General features: G+C 56.4%; 15 protein-coding genes and 1 CRISPR repeat array. All 15 genes read left to right on the forward strand.

Translation table 11 applies throughout. The features are described 5' to 3' along the window. Positions 1 to 105: 105 nt before the first annotated feature. The 15 genes from HMPREF1153_RS01290 to rplC all read left to right on the forward strand — a co-directional run bounded on the left by HMPREF1153_RS01290 (position 106) and on the right by rplC (position 16,659). On the forward strand, positions 106 to 1,830 hold the full coding sequence (locus tag HMPREF1153_RS01290) for a hypothetical protein (protein ID WP_009645164.1): 1,725 nt from the start codon (positions 106 to 108) through the stop codon (positions 1,828 to 1,830). Then, positions 1,823 to 2,767, forward strand: a complete 945-nt coding sequence (locus HMPREF1153_RS01295) for an RAMP superfamily CRISPR-associated protein (RefSeq protein WP_009645112.1) — start codon at positions 1,823 to 1,825, stop codon at positions 2,765 to 2,767. Before HMPREF1153_RS01290 ends, HMPREF1153_RS01295 begins: the two co-directional genes overlap by 8 nt. A gap of 1 nt (position 2,768) precedes the next feature. Beyond that, positions 2,769 to 4,415 (forward strand): hypothetical protein, encoded by a 1,647-nt coding sequence (locus HMPREF1153_RS01300; protein ID WP_009645101.1) that lies wholly within the window; start codon positions 2,769 to 2,771, stop codon positions 4,413 to 4,415. Further along, a complete protein-coding gene (locus HMPREF1153_RS01305) occupies positions 4,412 to 5,842 on the forward strand; it encodes an RAMP superfamily CRISPR-associated protein (RefSeq protein ID WP_009645088.1) in 1,431 nt (476 codons plus the stop codon). The genes HMPREF1153_RS01300 and HMPREF1153_RS01305 overlap by 4 nt, the downstream gene beginning before the upstream one ends. After that, positions 5,839 to 6,438: a type III-D CRISPR-associated protein Csx19 gene (gene csx19 / locus HMPREF1153_RS01310; protein ID WP_009645092.1), complete on the forward strand. Its 600-nt coding sequence runs from the start codon at positions 5,839 to 5,841 to the stop codon at positions 6,436 to 6,438. The genes HMPREF1153_RS01305 and csx19 overlap by 4 nt, the downstream gene beginning before the upstream one ends. After that, positions 6,422 to 8,236, forward strand: a complete 1,815-nt coding sequence (locus HMPREF1153_RS01315; protein ID WP_009645068.1) for a TIGR03986 family type III CRISPR-associated RAMP protein — start codon at positions 6,422 to 6,424, stop codon at positions 8,234 to 8,236. The genes csx19 and HMPREF1153_RS01315 overlap by 17 nt, the downstream gene beginning before the upstream one ends. Beyond that, a complete protein-coding gene (cas6, locus tag HMPREF1153_RS01320; RefSeq protein ID WP_009645162.1) occupies positions 8,233 to 9,045 on the forward strand; it encodes a CRISPR-associated endoribonuclease Cas6 in 813 nt (270 codons plus the stop codon). Before HMPREF1153_RS01315 ends, cas6 begins: the two co-directional genes overlap by 4 nt. 374 nt (positions 9,046 to 9,419) lie before the next feature. Beyond that, positions 9,420 to 10,022: direct repeats of the CRISPR family, unit length 36 nt; unit sequence ATTGCATGCAATCCATACCGCTTGCGGTATTGAAAC. Positions 10,023 to 10,106: 84 nt separating this feature from the next. Further along, positions 10,107 to 10,241 (forward strand): hypothetical protein, encoded by a 135-nt coding sequence (locus tag HMPREF1153_RS13155; RefSeq protein WP_009645144.1) that lies wholly within the window; start codon positions 10,107 to 10,109, stop codon positions 10,239 to 10,241. A 472-nt stretch (positions 10,242 to 10,713) separates the two neighbouring features. Beyond that, positions 10,714 to 10,974, forward strand: coding sequence for a L7Ae/L30e/S12e/Gadd45 family ribosomal protein (locus HMPREF1153_RS01325; protein WP_009645066.1), 261 nt, complete (start codon positions 10,714 to 10,716; stop codon positions 10,972 to 10,974). A 261-nt stretch (positions 10,975 to 11,235) separates the two neighbouring features. Beyond that, entirely contained in the window at positions 11,236 to 11,613 is a 378-nt protein-coding gene (gene rpsL, locus HMPREF1153_RS01330) for a 30S ribosomal protein S12 (RefSeq protein ID WP_006191709.1), read from the forward strand. 42 nt (positions 11,614 to 11,655) lie between these two features. Next, positions 11,656 to 12,126, forward strand: coding sequence for a 30S ribosomal protein S7 (rpsG, locus tag HMPREF1153_RS01335; RefSeq protein WP_006191712.1), 471 nt, complete (start codon positions 11,656 to 11,658; stop codon positions 12,124 to 12,126). A 39-nt stretch (positions 12,127 to 12,165) separates the two neighbouring features. Continuing rightward, complete coding sequence (fusA, locus tag HMPREF1153_RS01340) at positions 12,166 to 14,244, forward strand: elongation factor G (RefSeq protein ID WP_009645153.1); 2,079 nt, start codon at positions 12,166 to 12,168, stop codon at positions 14,242 to 14,244. Between the two features lie 19 nt (positions 14,245 to 14,263). Continuing rightward, positions 14,264 to 15,451 (forward strand): elongation factor Tu, encoded by a 1,188-nt coding sequence (gene tuf / locus HMPREF1153_RS01345; protein ID WP_009645155.1) that lies wholly within the window; start codon positions 14,264 to 14,266, stop codon positions 15,449 to 15,451. Positions 15,452 to 15,630: 179 nt separating this feature from the next. Further along, a complete protein-coding gene (gene rpsJ / locus HMPREF1153_RS01350) occupies positions 15,631 to 15,984 on the forward strand; it encodes a 30S ribosomal protein S10 (protein ID WP_006191717.1) in 354 nt (117 codons plus the stop codon). Positions 15,985 to 15,999: 15 nt separating this feature from the next. Next, on the forward strand, positions 16,000 to 16,659 hold the full coding sequence (rplC, locus tag HMPREF1153_RS01355) for a 50S ribosomal protein L3 (protein WP_006191718.1): 660 nt from the start codon (positions 16,000 to 16,002) through the stop codon (positions 16,657 to 16,659). The last annotated feature ends 4 nt before the right edge of the window (positions 16,660 to 16,663 follow it).

Here is a 16,663-nt window from a genome sequence, read left to right on the forward strand (position 1 = left end):
TGAATATTTGTGCAGACTTCTCGCTTTTTGAGAGGATTTCTTTCTCTAAAAGCGAATTAGATAAATACGACGGAAATTAGAAAAAGAGGCAAGGGGGAAGGATGGATGGCAATCAAATTGCAGGCGATTCTTTTTGATACGCGCTCGATTCAGAAGTATATCTTCGCGAGCAACCGCCTCAAGACGAATATCGGGGCGTCGTTCTTGGTGGAAAGCGCCTTTTCTCGCGAGTTGCTTCATGTCTTGCGCGAGCGTTTCGGCGAGGGTGAAGTCGATGATGTGACGTGGCGCGAGGTGGAGTCTCCCGATTGGACGAAGATGGAGCAGAAGTGCCGCATCGGCTATATCGGCGGTGGCAACGCTCTCGTGCTGTTTTCTGAGGGAACGACGGATGAAGAACTCGTCGAGGTGATCAAATCCTTCACGAAGCGGCTGCTGTGGACGACTCCAGGACTGCGCACGGGAGCGGCGCGCGGCGAAATGGTGCTCGAAGCGGACGGCGCCTATCGCGTGACGCGCGTGAAGCGTGCGGATGGCGAGGAAGAGGCGATCGACGATCTCACGCATCTCGTCCGCAAGCTCAGGGCGCAGCAGAACTTGTTCTTTCCTGCCGTATCGCTCCCCTATACGGGATTGACGCTTTCGTGCGAGGCGAGCGCGGAAACGGCGAATGCCTACGATGTGGACGATGTGCGCAAGGAGAGCCGCTTCCTTTCGTGGGAAGTGAAGAGGAAGCTCTTGGCGGCACGTCAGAAGGGGGGCGTCATCGCACCCGCTGAGGAAGCGCTTCTCGACAAGCTGCGCAGCATCCTGAGGACACAGGCCTTGGCGGGTGAGACGTTGCCGCCGTCGCGAGTCCGCGCTATGAGTGATCCCGAGGAATTGGCACGAGAGCTGCAAAAGTATGCGTTTCCTTCCGAGTTCGAGAAGCTCGGGCAGAGGGAGACGGAAGACTACATGGCGATTGTCCATATCGACGGCAACAACATGGGCGAGAAGTTCCGTGACTGCAGCACACTGACAAAGCGCAAGAACATGTCGCGCGCCGTGTACTGGAAGACAGTTCTGGCGTTCTGCATGCTCCTGGCGGACATCTTAGGCGATTATGCGGCGATGCAGAAGCATCTCTCACTGGAAGAAGCTGACGACGGCAAGATGCTTCTGCCGATCCGCCCCATCGTGCTCGGCGGCGACGATATGACCTTCGTCTGCACGGCGAAGTACGCGCTCTCCTTCACGCGTACGATCATGGAAGCGCTCAATGACCTTGGCATCGACACTTGCGGCGGCGTCAGCATCCTGCCGACCGCCTATCCGTTCTTCCGCGGCTACGAGATTGCCGAGCAGCTTTGCGGTGCGGCGAAGTCGAAGATGCGTGCCATGCGCACGGAAGAAAGCTCGTGCTGGCTCGACTTCGCCATCCTGCACGGCGAGCAGCCGCCGACCTTGGAGCAAATCCGCGAGCAGCAGTACAGCGGCAAGTGCGGTGCGATGCACTTCGGCCCCTATCGCGTCGACGGTGATGCATCGAAGCCCGAGTACGTCGGCAATCTCATCGAGGCCGTGCGTCAGCTCGTGCAGGGTGAGGGACGCATGCCGATGAACAAGATCAAGGAACTGCGTGCCGTATTGGCGGCGGGCAGACATGAACATGCGCAATTCATGGCGCAGTATCACCGCTTGATTGCAAGTGGCGGAGCGATGCGCCTGCCCGAGATCGCGGCTTGGTCGTCGTACCGCGAATCCTTGTGGCAGGAGGGAAGGACGCCTTACGTCGACGCCATCGAGATGATCGACTTCTATGTGCCCGAGGAGGTGCAGCATGGCTAAAAAGAAGAACGCAAAGGAGGCGCGCGAAAACAAGAAGAAAGAGCTGCTGGTCAAACATGCCGAGAGTCGCAGACAGCAGATGGAGATGAACCAGCAGAAGCAGCAGAAGCAGCAGGCAGCGCAAAGGCTCGCTCCGAGCGAGAGCAATGCGGCGGACGATGGCATGCCGACGCTGGAAGAACAGCTCAAGCGCGTGCCCAGGAACGTGCAGTCGTTTCCTCCCGTGCGACTCCCAGAGCATCCCCTGGTTAAGTCCAAGGAGATTCGCTTCGACGAATTTACGCTGGAAGTCACGGCGCTTTCACCGCTGCATCTCGGCTCGGGTCGCGCCGATGTCAACGTCGATGCTGAGGTCGTGCATGACCGGGCGGGACTGCCCTACTTCCCCGGAAAGCGGCTCAAGGGGCTCATTTACGAGAGTGCGCTGGAAGTCCTTGAGATGTCCGAATTGGCGGGTTTGAACCTCTTTACAGAAGAGGAAATGGAGGAGCTTTTCCAGCATAACGTGCAGAGCGATACACAGCTGACGATACCGAACCTTCAGCTTGCGTCGGAGGAAGCAGCGCGGCAGATGGAAGAAGACTGGCTTTACCTGCAGCAGCACTATCCCGACCTCGTCTCTGCGCAGGATGTTCTTTCGCTCTATACCTCGCTGCGCTATCAGACGATGATTGACCGTGAGACAGGTACGGCTGCCGAAACGTCGCTCAGGAACATCCGCGTCGTCGATGAAGGCCTCGTTTTTTGCGGCACGGTACGCCTCAAAGGAGGAACGCGGAAAAAGCTCACGATTCTTGCGCTGGCGCTGCGCAACCTCTCGCAGGCGGGCATGAAGCGCAATCGAGGCTTCGGCCGCATATCGTGCGCGATGCTGCAGCATGGGAAAGATATACGGAGCGTCCTCGTCAATGAAGCGCTGAAAGGGGGCAAGGTTTGAGATGAAAAAGATCCGTGTAAAAATAGAGACCCTTTCGCCGATCGTGCTGACGACGCGCACCAATACGACCGTCATGACATCGTCGCACGATTTCTTCAGCGGCACGCTCGTGCGCGGTATGCTGGCCGAGCGCTACATTGAAGCGAAGAATCTTGGCAGTCAGGCGCAGGAGGACGAGAATTTTCTCGGACTCTTCTTCGACAAACTGCGCTTCGTCGCCGCCTATCCCGTGCGTGCGTTGGATGGAAAGCGCGCCTCCTTTGTGCCCGCTTCGGTGCAGCGCCTCAAGGACGGAGAGGCGGTCAGGGACTTGCTCGCAGATGCTCCCGAGGCAGGGTACAAGACATTGCGCGGCTTTGCCGTGATCGAAGACGGCGGCATCGAGAAGGTGGATGTCGCAAAGAACATATCGCTGCACATGAGCCGCAGTAACGTCAAGGAACGGCAGGGCAAGGAGAGGGGAAGCTCGTCCTTGGAGCGTCTTGCGGGACGTTCGCGCGACGGCGCGATCTACAACTATGAAGCTGTAGAGAAAGGCGTGCGCTTCGAAGGCGAAGTCTTCGGTGAGGATGCGGCGTTGGAAAGCTTCATGGACGCCTTGGGAACGGCTTCATGGACGGCGCAGGCGGGGCGTGCGCGCCATGCGCAATACGGCGCCTGCCGCGTACAGCTTGAGCCGGTGGAATTCATGCCTGAAAGCGTCGAGCCGGATGCGGACAATCGCATCAATTTGCGCCTCGAGACGCCGCTTCTCGCGGCGGATGACCTCCTGTCGAGCGCTGCTGCGGCTCTGCAGCAGATCGTTGATCGTCTCAACGAGGGCACTGCGGGAGAGTTTTCCCTCCACGTCTACGATCCAAAGCGGAGCGCAGCACAGGGAGATGTGGAAAACACGGTCTTTGCCGATTTTGTCGAGGTGGACAACTTCGTAGGCATCTGGGGAATGAAGCGCCCGCGCGCCGTTGCCCTTGCGGCAGGAAGCGTCTTTGCCGTAGAGAAGGAGAGCGTGTGGACAGAGAGCGACAAGGAGCGACTGCAAAGACTGCTGTACGATGGCGTCGGCGCACGCACGGAAGAGGGCTTCGGTCAGCTTCGCCTCTGGCATCTGCAGCCGCTTTCCCTCGCGAAGAGGATGCAGCAAAAGGAACGGCGTGCAGTCAAGTCGCCCGAGGTGCGCAGGCGGGCGAAAGAACTCCTCCTCTGCGCGGCGCAGCGGAAGATGGTCGTCTATGCGGCGGAAGATGTGCAGAAGCTTACGGGGGGTAAAGGGGTATCGCACTTTTTCGCACGACTCGATTCGATGTGGATGCGTGGACGGGCAAACATGCAGGGAGCATTGCGCGAGAAAATCCGCAGTCAGAAAAGCAATGCGTCGACGCCCTTTGCCAGGAATCTAGAGGCGATCAAGTTCAACGGGCGCTCCTTGGAGGAACTTTTGATGAAGGCGAATCTCGCCGACATGCCCTACAACAAGGAGCGCCGTTGGAAAAAAGAACTGGGCGAAGATCTCGAGGCATTCCTGGAAGATGTAGGCGAGCCGGACTTCCTGACGAGCGACACGGCGAAGAACGCGCTCTTCTATGCTTACTGGCACAATTTCTTCCGCTTCGCGAGAAAGGCAGCGGCAGGAAAAGGAGGCGAGGAATGATGACGGTGAACGAAGAAAGCGTCAAGGGCAAGATCATCCTCGAAGGCACGCTCGTCCTCGCTGCGCCGCTCCTCATCGGCACGGGCGGCAATGGCGCAGGGCAGGATGTCGATGATGAGGTGCTGAAGACGAAAGGCGGGCAGCCGTTCATCCCCGGCACATCGCTTGCCGGGGCGCTGCGAGAGTTCATGACAGCGGAAAATGCGCTCGGCATGCGTCTGCTCTTCGGCACAGAAGCCGCGTATGAAAGACAGCATAATGCGGCTTGGCAAAGCTCCATCCGCATCGACGACGTCAAGCTGAACAACGTGGAAATCGTCGTGCGCGACGGCGTGAGCCTCGACGAGATCACGGGCACGGCAATCGAGCATCATAAGTTCGACTACGAGGCGGTGGGCAGCGGCGCGACGGGGAAGTTCTTCGCCGAGATCACGCAGCGCGGCATCCATGAGAGGTACGAGGACGCTATGAAGGAGGCGGTTGACCTCTTGGCGCATAGGCTCGCGGCGGGGTTCTCCTTGGGCGCACATACGGCGAAGGGGTTCGGCGAAGTACATGTGAGGGATTTGAAGGTCTATCGCTACGATTTCAAAAATCCCGCTCACGTCAGAGCTTGGCTTGGCTCAGAGGGAAAGAGCGAAGCTCTCGTCGAGCCGGAAGTATACGAACGGCAGAAGGGCTTCTATGCCAAGGATGACTGCGTGCTCGAAGCGAAGTTCGCCTTGAAAAGCTCGCTTCTCGTGCGCGACTATGCGCGTGCTATGGAGGTGAAGACGGCAGAGCGCATGGATGATAAGGGGACGTCCGTGCAGGCGCTCATGCTGCGCGAAAACGATCATTGGCTGATTCCCGGCGCGAGCATCAAGGGGGCGCTGCGCCATCGTGCGGCAGAGATCCTGCGAAAGCTCGATATCGACAGCACACTGCTCGACCGCATGATGGGGCCGTCGATCGATCGCATCAAGGAGAAGCCTGACGAGAAGTGGAAGAGCCGTCTGCTCGTTTCGGAAGTGCGTCTGGAAGACGGTGTTGCAGCAAGACTGCAGACACGCGTGCGGATCGACCGCTTCACGGGCGGCAAGATTCCTACGAGCCTCTTCACAGAGGCTCCTGTATGGCAGACAGAAAAAGAGCGCGCGGTGCTTTCCATGCGCCTTGTCCTGCATGAGCCGAAGGAAGAGGAGCGCGCCTGGCAGATCGGCCTTCTGCTCCTTTTGCTCAAGGAATTGTCACTCGGCAGACTGGCGCTCGGCGGCGAGAAGGGCATCGGCCGCGGTGTGCTTAAGGGAAGAGGCGCCGTCCTGCATTATCATGGTGAGAAAATTTCCTGGGATGCGACGCCCGGCGCCTTGACGGATGAAGAGCGGCGGAAATTGCAGGGATTCGTCGAAGCCCTGCTGAAAAAGAGGGAGGCGAAAGCTCTATGAGCATCGAACTGGCATTGGAAGATCAGATGTGCATACAGCAGGGAAGCTCAGAGAGGCTCGCCGTAAGTCTCGAGAGGAATGAAACCGCCCTCTGCGAAAAGCTCGAAACGCTCGGCATGAAGGAAGCGAATGTCGTCGTCTGGCAGGTGCACGGCATCACTTGGGGACGCTGGCAGAACGGCTCGCTCAAGCTGGCAGGCGATGCGGCGAAGAAGTGCAGCCTGTGGCTGGAACTGCGCGTATTCAACGAGGAGGAAGAGCTTCATTTGAAGAAGAGCGGCGACATGTGGCTCGGGCGTTGGCGCAAGGACGGCGCGGGCGAGGCGACGGAATACGTTGACAGCATCTCACGCTTCTGGGGCGAGAGAGTAGAGGCAGCGGATGCGCCCGAAGGATATATGAAGCTCGAAGATGCAGCGCGAAAGCTCAAGCAGATTTTGCCGCAGGCCGAAGAGCATGCGAAATACTACGGTCTGGTGATGCGCAGCTATATTGGCTACGAGGCGACGGGGCAGGCTGGCTATGCGGACTATCGCTATGTGCGCATAGCGGCGGCGGATGTGGAAGGAGGTATGGAAGATGGCAATGCGAGATGAAAAAGCCACGGCATCGTACAACTTCGTGCCGCTGCCAGCGACGGTCATCCGCTCGCCCATCGACGGCGGTGCGAAGAATGATGCAGAACGGCAGGAAAACTACAAGAGATATGTGAAGGAACATGGCAGGCTCAGCGGCTATATTGAGCTGAGCTGCCGCACGATGACGCCCGTTTTCATCGGCACGGGCGACAAGGAAGGCGCCTTCTTTGCGCCTGTCGGCAAACCCGTCCTGCCGGGCAGCACGCTTCGCGGCATGGTCAAGAACATCTTCAAGATCGTGACCTGCGGCGCGATGCGCATGATGAAATCCGATGTTGTGGGCGGTCAGCGTCAAGATTTCGATGTCGACAATCGGAGACTCTATTTTCGCACTGTAGCTGCGAAAAAGAACAGTCTCACGAAACTCTATGATGAAGAATTGCTCGAAAGGACTGATACGGATGAAGATGGCGAGCGGATCAGCATAACGAAGGCAGAAGCAGCGTTTCTCGTCCATGACAGCCAAGATGGAAACCATTACATGTGCCGTGCCGAATATCGCCATAAGAAGGTCGAAGATAAAGGTTTTCTTAAGCACAATGCAGGAAAGATTCTTTGGGAAACGTACGAAAGGACGGGAGAACTTCCCTGCTTTACCGGCGCGATGTTTTCCAAGAAGCGCTATACCGTGCATTTCAATCCAGACTGGAATGACCGAGTGCTTGTCACGCCGGAGGTTATAGCGCAATACAAAGAAGATCTTTTGCGCAGCGATGTCTTGGATTTGTTCAAGCTGGCGCGCAAGAATGAGGAGGCAAGGAACTTTACGGGAGATGATCGCTATGATTTCGTTGTGCCTTGCTTTTACAAGAATGAAAATGGCACGGTGAAACATTTCGGGTTTGGGCAGTTCTATCGTATTTGCTACCCTTATCGGCTTGGTGAGGCAGGGCATATTCCCGAGATCCTTCAGTCGAAAGCCGTTGATTATGCGGATGCTCTTTTTGGTCGCACGGAGCTTTGGGGCAGCCGTTTGTTCTTTGAGGATGCCGTGCTCAAAGAAAGCAAGGGATTTGAAGGGCAGCATTACTCGAAAACCTTGGGCGAGCCGAAACCCACGTCGTTCCAGCTCTACATGGAGCAAGAAGATGGAAAAAATCTCAATCACTGGGACACGGAAAATGCTGCGATTCGCGGCTATAAGCTGTATTGGCATCAGAAGCCGGGTTTTCGCTGGCAAAAGAGCGGCGAGGTGAAGGAAAATGTCGACCGCAAACTGCGCCCCTTGAAGGCGGGCAATGTGTTCGAGGGTAGAATACGCTTCAAGAACCTCAGCGAAGTGGAGCTTGGCGCATTGCTCAAGGTCTTTTCGCTCGCGGCAAAAGATCGCGAGCTTTGCTTCAAGATCGGACAGGGCAAGGGCATCGGGCTCGGCAGCGTGCGCATCGATGCGAAGCTCGTTCTCGTGGACGAAGTGCATGGCTATGAGCAGCTTTTTGCGGCGGACGGCGACTGGAACAAGGCGGAAAAAGAAACTTCGATGGAAGCATATCTGAAAGCCTTTGATGATGTCATCGCACAGCTCGGCAAAACGGAGCGGGCGCGCTATGAACTGTCACAGCAGGCTCTGCTCGATCTCCTCGATTGGAAAGCTGTAGAGCAGAAAGATTGGGCGGCAAGGACGCGGCAGATGACCTTGGGCAACAGGGATTCTTCTGATTGTGACGAAGTTTCCGACGCTGAAAAAAAGCAATTCCGCAATCGTTGGGTCTTGCCGATGGCGAATGAGGTATACAATGAAGGGATAGGCAAATGATCGGTGCTGTTGTCTATCGGCTGCGGGCAGAAGATACTGCCCGTGTGCCAGTTTTTCACGGACGTTGGCTGCATGGGCTGTTCTTCAAGATTATGGAAGGATATTCGGCGGAGCTTTCCACCTATGTCCATGAGACGCTTAACGTAAAGCCGTTCACCGTGTCGCTCCTCAAGTGGCGGCAGGAAAAAGACGAGGGCGGCTATCGTGTGGTTACCAGGGGCGAGAGCCTGAGCTGGCGCGTCACGGCGCTTCGGGAGGACGTATTGCAGGCGGCGCTCCATGTTCGCACGGGCGAGGTTCTGCAAGCGGGGAATTTGCCGCTTCGCGTCGAGAAAGTCAAGGCGGACGGCACAGAGGATTCGGGCGTCGTCGATGAGATGGAGCTTGTCGGTGCGGCGCTCCAAGCAGGACGCATCGCGGAGATCCGTCTGCGCTTCCTCTCGCCCGTCGCCTTTCGCCGCGACGATAAGGACTATCCGACGCCTGATCCCGTCTTCATCTTTTCGTCGCTTGCCGACAAGTGGCAGCAAGCCGCCATGCCCGTGGAGATGGATCGCGCCTGGGTTCGCGAGGCGGCGGCGAGGGCGCTTCTGGCAGAATGGCACGGCAGCTCGCGCCGCGTCTACTTCGGCGGCGACCGCGGCATGCTAGCGTTCTCGGGCAGGTTTAGCTACGATGTCACGGCTTTGAATGAAGAAGAGCAGCACGCACTCCTTCTCCTCGCCCAATTCGCCAACTTCTCCGGCGTCGGCAGACTCACAGGACAGGGATTCGGCGAGACGCGGGCGCTGTATCGGCTCTTGAGATGATCGGCATACCGCAGGCGGAACTAAAGAAGAGGCTGTAGGCGACGCTGTAAGAGCGGCAGCAAAAGCGGGAACGCTCTCTATGAGTCTTCCCGCTTTTGCCGTTTGCGGAGGAAGGAATTTCTTAGGCCATTGACAGCATTTCAATTTCATGCTATACTTCGTTACAGTGAAGTCCGAGATTTGCGAAAAGATTCCATGAGTTTTAGATTTTTTTCGTGGACAAAAGTTTCCTTGATATAGCTGGCTTCGCACCCATTTTAAGCCACTTTTTGCGACAAAAAAATTCCCTGAGGTTTGGGGAAAAGTGCAAAAGGGAGGGCGTACTAGAAAACCACCTTTTGGGTTCACTGTTTTCAAGGGTTCTGGGAGACAGTATTGCATGCAATCCATACCGCTTGCGGTATTGAAACCGCTGAACGCTTCGGACTGAACCGTAGCGCCAAAATTGCATGCAATCCATACCGCTTGCGGTATTGAAACGTTCCCCTCCATCTCCAAAGATCCGTCTTCGTGGGCATTGCATGCAATCCATACCGCTTGCGGTATTGAAACAGCAACTGCGCTCTCACACAGCAGTTTACGAACATATTGCATGCAATCCATACCGCTTGCGGTATTGAAACAAGTCGACGTCCGCAGGGCTGACGTTTTCCAGCAATTGCATGCAATCCATACCGCTTGCGGTATTGAAACTTCCCCTTGCGGGGCTTGTGCTCGTAGTAACGGCATTGCATGCAATCTATACCGCTTGCGGTATTGAAACACTTCAGTAACATCCTCAGAGAGACGAATCGTCCATCATTGCATGCAATCCATACCGCTTGCGGTATTGAAACATTACGAAGATACCCCAATGCTTGAAACACCAATTATTGCATGCAATCCATACCGCTTGCGGTATTGAAACTCCACATTGAAATCGACCCTGAAATTGAACTTGAATTGCATGCAATCCATACCGCTTGCGGTATTTTTTTTATTTTTAGCGCGTTTTTTCAAACGCGCGCTTTTTTTATGGCATAATGGAGTTGTTGGAAGATTCTTTTTGAGGAGGGATAGCAATGTGTGTTATTTATATGATGTCGAAGGATACGAAAGCAATCAAAGACCATGGCAGGCTGCTTCTTTATCGCAAGAATGAGAAGATCGCGAGTCAGCCGATTTCGCGCATTTTTAGGGAAACGCTGATAAAATGAAGTTGCCCAGATTTGCACAGATGCGCTGTGCCTATGGCGGTCAACGTCAGCCAATCATGCGGCGCACTTCGTGCTTGCATTCTTGGGACGTTTTCGCATACGAGCCGTTGCCCAATCACCTGCGTCCTTCGGACTTGGCTCTTGGACGGCTCAGCAAGGAGACAAACCGCAGGCGTAGCAGAGCTACGTCGAGGATTTGTCGACGACGAGAGGACAGCGTAGATGTGTGAAGATGGGCGGCTGAATTTATCAGTGGTTCCCTATCGTTATGGTCACGAAGCAGGCGCATATGACGATGCCGCTGGTCTATGCTCTGATGGAGGAAGGCGTCCCTATTTCTTATATGCGACACACAAGGCGCAGTGTACATGGAAACAGCGATAAAATAAAGTGTTGACATAGTTTTTCCCTTTTGTTAATATATATAGGTGCCTGACACTGAGCAGGAATCGTGCGTTGGGAGGGAAGCTGCATGACGTTGAAATCGCTGAGGGACGCGGAGCGGGTCATCGGGGTTAAGCAGGTCACGAAGGCCGTGCAGAAGAGCCGTGCGGATGCCGTTTTTTTGGCGGACGATGCGGACGAGCGCGTGACGCAGCCGCTTCTCGATCTCGCGAGCGAGATCGGCGTGCAAGTCGTGCATGTTCCCACGATGCAGGAGCTTGGAAAGGCTTGCTCCATCGAGGTCGGCGCCGCTGCGGCAGCCGTACTGAAGGAAACGATGATAAAATAAAGTCCCCCAGATTTGCACAGATGCTCTGTATCTATCGAGGAGACAAACCGCAGGCGTAGCTGTGCTACGTCGAGGATTTGTCGACGACGAGAGGACAGTGCAGATGTGTGAAGATGGGTGGCTGAATTTATCAGTGGTTCCTCGAGAGCGATGCCTCAGGTCGGTAAATGCTTCGCCTGCCGCAAGGCGAGCGGCTCAAAGAGCTGCGGCGGAGTAATTATAAATAATAAATTCTCAATATGAAGGAAGGAGGTGCATCAAATGCCTACAATTAATCAGCTGGTTCGCAAGAGCCGCAAGAGCATGCAGGAGAAATCGAATGCACCGGCACTGAAGAATTGCCCGCAGAAGCGTGGCGTCTGCACGAGGGTCTACACGACGACCCCGAAGAAGCCGAACTCGGCTCTCCGCAAGGTCGCCCGTGTTCGCTTGACGAACAGCATCGAGGTGACGGCATACATTCCCGGTATTGGCCATAATCTGCAGGAGCATAGCGTTGTCTTGATCCGCGGCGGCCGTGTCAAGGATCTGCCTGGTGTTCGCTACCACATCATCCGTGGTTCGCTGGATACGGCAGGCGTTCAGGATCGCGGTCAGGCGAGGTCGAAGTACGGCGCGAAGCGCGCAAAGAAGAAGTGAGACGCTTTTTCTGAGAAGAGATTATAGCCAGGAGGGGTAAGTATGCCAAGAAAAGGTGCCGTACCCAGACGTGACGTGTTGCCGGATCCGGTATACAAGTCCAAGACGGTTACAAAGTTTATCAACAAGGTGATGCTCTCGGGTAAGAAGAGCGTTGCCGAACGCGTCGTTTACGATGCGTTTGAGACGATCCGCGCCAAGACGGGCAAGGATCCTCTGGAGGTCTTCGAGACGGCTCTGAAGAATGTCATGCCGGTTCTCGAGGTGCGCGCACGCCGTGTCGGTGGTGCGAATTATCAGGTGCCGGTTGAGGTTCGTCCCGATCGCCGCATGACGCTCGGCATTCGCTGGCTTGTGAACTACGCAAGACTGCGCGGCGAGAAGACCATGGACGAGAGGCTTTCGGGCGAGCTCATGGACGCAGCGAACAATACGGGCGCGGCGATCAAGAAAAAAGAAGATACGCATAAGATGGCTGAGGCTAATAAGGCATTCGCTCATTATCGTTGGTAATCCCAAGCAGTATCTCAACTAGTTAAGGAGCGATAATAAGTGGCAAGAGAGTTTTCTCTGGAAAAAACTCGCAATATCGGCATCATGGCTCACATCGATGCCGGCAAGACAACGACGACAGAGCGTATCCTCTTTTATACGGGCATTACACATAAGATCGGTGAGGTTCATGATGGCGCTGCCACGATGGACTGGATGGCACAGGAGCAGGAGCGCGGCATCACGATCACGTCGGCTGCGACGACCTGCCATTGGAAAAATCATCGCATCAACATCATTGATACGCCCGGTCACGTTGACTTCACAGTCGAGGTGGAGCGCTCGCTGCGCGTTCTCGATGGCGCTGTTGCCGTCCTGACGGCCAGAGGCGGCGTCGAGCCTCAGACGGAGACGGTCTGGCGTCAGGCGGAGAAGTACAATGTCCCGCGCATGGCTTATGTCAACAAGATGGACATCACGGGCGCGGACTTCTTCAACGTCATCAAGATGATGCAGGAGCGCCTGCAGGCAAATCCGGTGGCAATCCAGCTGCCGATCGGCTCGGAGGATACGTTCTCCGGCATCGTCGATCTCATCAAGATGGAAGCGATCATCTATGAGGACGACCTCGGAAAGGTCGCCGATGAGGTGGCGATTCCCGATGATATGAAGGATATGGCCGACGAGTACCGCGACAAGCTCCTCGAAGCCGTCGCCGAAGAGGATGACGACCTCATGGAGAAGTACCTCGGCGGTGAGGAAATCTCGGAAGATGAGATCCGTAAGGCCATCCGCAAGGCGACGATCGCCTGCAAGATGACGCCGGTGACGTGCGGCTCTTCGTACCGCAACCGCGGCGTGCAGCCGATGCTCGATGCGATCGTCGACTTCATGCCCGCGCCGATCGACATCCCCGCGATCAAGGGTGTCAACCCTGATACGGGCGAAGAGGATCATCGCGATTCGACGGACGACGGCCCCTTTGCGGCGCTCGCGTTCAAGATCATGGCCGATCCTTACGTCGGCAAGCTCGCGTTCTTCCGCGTCTACTCGGGTACGCTTTCCTCTGGCTCTTATGTCTTCAATTCGACGAAGGGCAAGAAGGAACGCATTGGCCGCATCCTGCAGATGCACGCGAATCACCGTGCCGAGTTGGATACGGTCTACAGCGGCGACATCGCTGCCGCCGTCGGCTTGAAGGACACGACGACGGGCGACACGCTGTGCGACGAGTCGAAGCCGATCATTCTTGAGTCGATGGAGTTCCCCGACCCGGTCATCTCGGTCGCGGTCGAGCCGAAGACGAAGAACGATCAGGAGAAGATGGGCATCGCCCTGCAGAAACTGGCGGAAGAAGATCCGACGTTCCGTGTGCGCACGGATCAGGAGACGGGTCAGACGATCATCTCGGGCATGGGCGAACTTCATTTGGAAATCATCGTCGACCGCATGCTGCGCGAATTCAAGGTCGACTGCAACGTCGGCAATCCGCAGGTTGCGTACCGCGAGACGATCCGCAAGTCCGCGAAGGCGGAAGGCAAGTTCGTCCGTCAGTCGGGCGGTCATGGTCAGTATGGCCATTGCTGGCTCGAGCTCACGCCGCAGGAGCCGGGTGAAGGCTTCACATTCGAGAACAAGATCGTCGGCGGCGTCATTCCGAAGGAGTTCATCAACCCGATCGAGAACGGCGTGCGCGAGGCTATGGACAACGGTGTCATTGCGGGCTATCCGATGGTCGACGTCAAGGTCACGGTCTACGACGGTTCGTACCACGAGGTCGACTCTTCGGAAATGGCGTTCAAGATCGCCGGCTCAATGGCGTTCAGGAATGGTGCCGAGAAGGCGAATCCGGTGCTCCTTGAGCCTTATGTAAAGGTCGAGGTCATTGTGCCGGAAGAGTATATGGGCGATGTCATGGGCGACATCAATTCACGCCGTGGCCGCATCGAGGGCATGGAAGCGAGAAATGGCGCTCAGGTCATCAATGCGTTCGTTCCGCTGTCCGAGATGTTCGGATATTCGACGGATCTGCGCTCCAAGACACAGGGTCGAGGGAACTACTCCATGGAAGTTTCTTACTATGATGAAGTTCCTAAGAATATAGCCGAGGCTATCATCGCCAAGAACAAGGGCGAGTAACGAGGGAGGAAAAAACAATATGGCAAAGCAGAAGTTTGAGAGAACCAAGCCGCATGTCAACATCGGTACGATCGGCCACGTCGATCACGGCAAGACGACGCTGACGGCAGCAATCACGAAGGTTCTGTCCAAGAAGGGCATGGCGCAGTTCGAGGACTACGCGGACATCGACAAGGCTCCGGAGGAGAGGGAGCGCGGCATCACGATCAACACGGCGCACGTCGAGTACGAGACGGACAAGCGTCATTACGCGCACGTCGATTGCCCGGGCCACGCCGACTACGTCAAGAACATGATCACGGGCGCTGCTCAGATGGACGGCGCGATCCTCGTCGTCAGCGCCGCCGACGGCCCGATGCCGCAGACGCGCGAACACATTCTCTTGGCTCGCCAGGTCGGCGTTCCGGCGATCGTCGTCTTCCTCAACAAGGTTGACCAGGTTGATGATCCTGAGCTTCTTGAGCTTGTCGAGATGGAAGTCCGCGACCTCCTCACGGCTTATGAGTTCCCCGGCGACGATATTCCGGTCATTGCAGGTTCTGCGCTCAAGGCTCTTGAGGACGATGCAGAGCAGGAGAAGAAGATTCTCGAACTCATGGATGCTGTTGATGAGTACATTCCGACGCCGACGCGCGATACGGAGAAGCCCTTCCTCATGCCGGTTGAGGACGTCTTCACGATCACGGGCCGCGGCACGGTCGCAACGGGCCGCGTCGAGCGCGGTGAGCTGAAGCTCAACGATACGGTTGAGATCGTCGGTCTCGAAGATAAGACGAAGCAGACGGTTGTTACGGGCATCGAGATGTTCCGCAAGATGCTCGACACGGCTGTCGCCGGCGACAACATCGGCGCTCTCTTGCGCGGTGTCGATCGCAAGGACATCGTCCGCGGCCAGGTTCTCGCGAAGCCCGGCTCGATCAACCCGCACACGAAGTTCAAGGCTCAGGTCTACGTTCTCAAGAAGGAAGAGGGCGGTCGTCATACGCCGTTCTTCACGAACTATCGTCCTCAGTTCTACTTCCGCACGACGGACGTCACGGGCGTTGTCCGCCTGCCCGAGGGCACGGAGATGGTCATGCCTGGCGATAATGTCGAGATGGAAGTTGAGCTCATCACGCCGATCGCCATCGAGAAGGGCCTGCGCTTCGCGATCCGCGAGGGCGGCCATACGGTCGGCGCCGGCCGCGTGACGGAGATCGAGGGCTAAGGCAAAGGTTTCCAACATCATAAAGGCTTTTATAAGGGCTGCGGTCTCGCAGCCCTTTATAAAGGCTTTGTGTATTTATCTCATTTCCGGAATCACTGACAAGTTCAGCGCTTCCTTATTGCTCCCATGCGATGACGCGGCAGATGGCTCGGCAGAGCCGAGGGAACTGTTGCGGAGAAATGTTTGGGCCATGGAGTCCGGACGACAAGGAGGAAAAAACATTGTCGAAACAGCAGAAAATCCGTATTCGTTTGAAGGCCTACGATCACAAGGCTCTCGACCAGAGCGCGGTTAAGATTGTCGATACCGCGAAGAGGACGGGTGCTCGTGTGTCGGGTCCGATTCCGCTCCCCACGGAGAAGAACATCTACACGATCCTGCGCTCCCCGCACGTCAACAAGGATTCGCGCGAGCAGTTCGAGATGCGCACGCACAAGCGCCTCATCGACATCCTCGATCCTTCCAACAAGACGGTGGACGCACTGATGCGCCTTGACCTGCCGGCCGGGGTGGACATCGAGATCAAGCTGTAAGGGGAGGTGGAATTTATGTCGAAAGCTATTTTGGGAAGAAAACTTGGCATGACGCAGATCTTTACGGAAGAGGGCACTGTCGTCCCTGTCACGGTCGTCGAGTCAGGCAACAATGTTGTCATCATGAACAAGACCGTGGAGAACGACGGCTACAACGCTGTCCAGATCGGCTTCGGCGAAGTCAAGGAGAAGAGGGTCACGAAGCCTCTGAAAGGTCACTTCGCCAAGGCGGGAGTCGCGCCTGTGCGCTTCATCCGCGAGATGCGTCTTACTGATGCTTCGGAATATAACGTCGGTGACACCATCGGCGTTGACATATTTGCTGCCGGCGACCTCGTCGATGTGACGGGCACCTCGAAGGGTAAAGGTTTCGCTGGTACGATCAAGCGCCACAACTTCGCGCGCGGCCCCATGGGGCACGGTTCGAAGTCGCACAGAGAACCCGGCTCGACGGGCGCGATGATCAGCGGTCATGGCGGCCGCGTCTTGAAGGGTAAGAAGCTTCCTGGCCAGATGGGTCATGCGAGGGTCACGGTGCAGCGTCTTTCCGTCGTCCGTGTGGACGCGGAGCGCAACCTCATCCTCATCAAGGGCGCAATCCCGGGCCCGAAGAAGGGTCTTGTCGTGGTTCGTGCCACGGTCAAGCCGGACAAGCCGAAAAAGGCGGAAAAATAATCTG

It is taken from the genome of Selenomonas sp. CM52 (genome assembly GCF_000292955.1).
Classification (GTDB): domain Bacteria; phylum Bacillota; class Negativicutes; order Selenomonadales; family Selenomonadaceae; genus Selenomonas.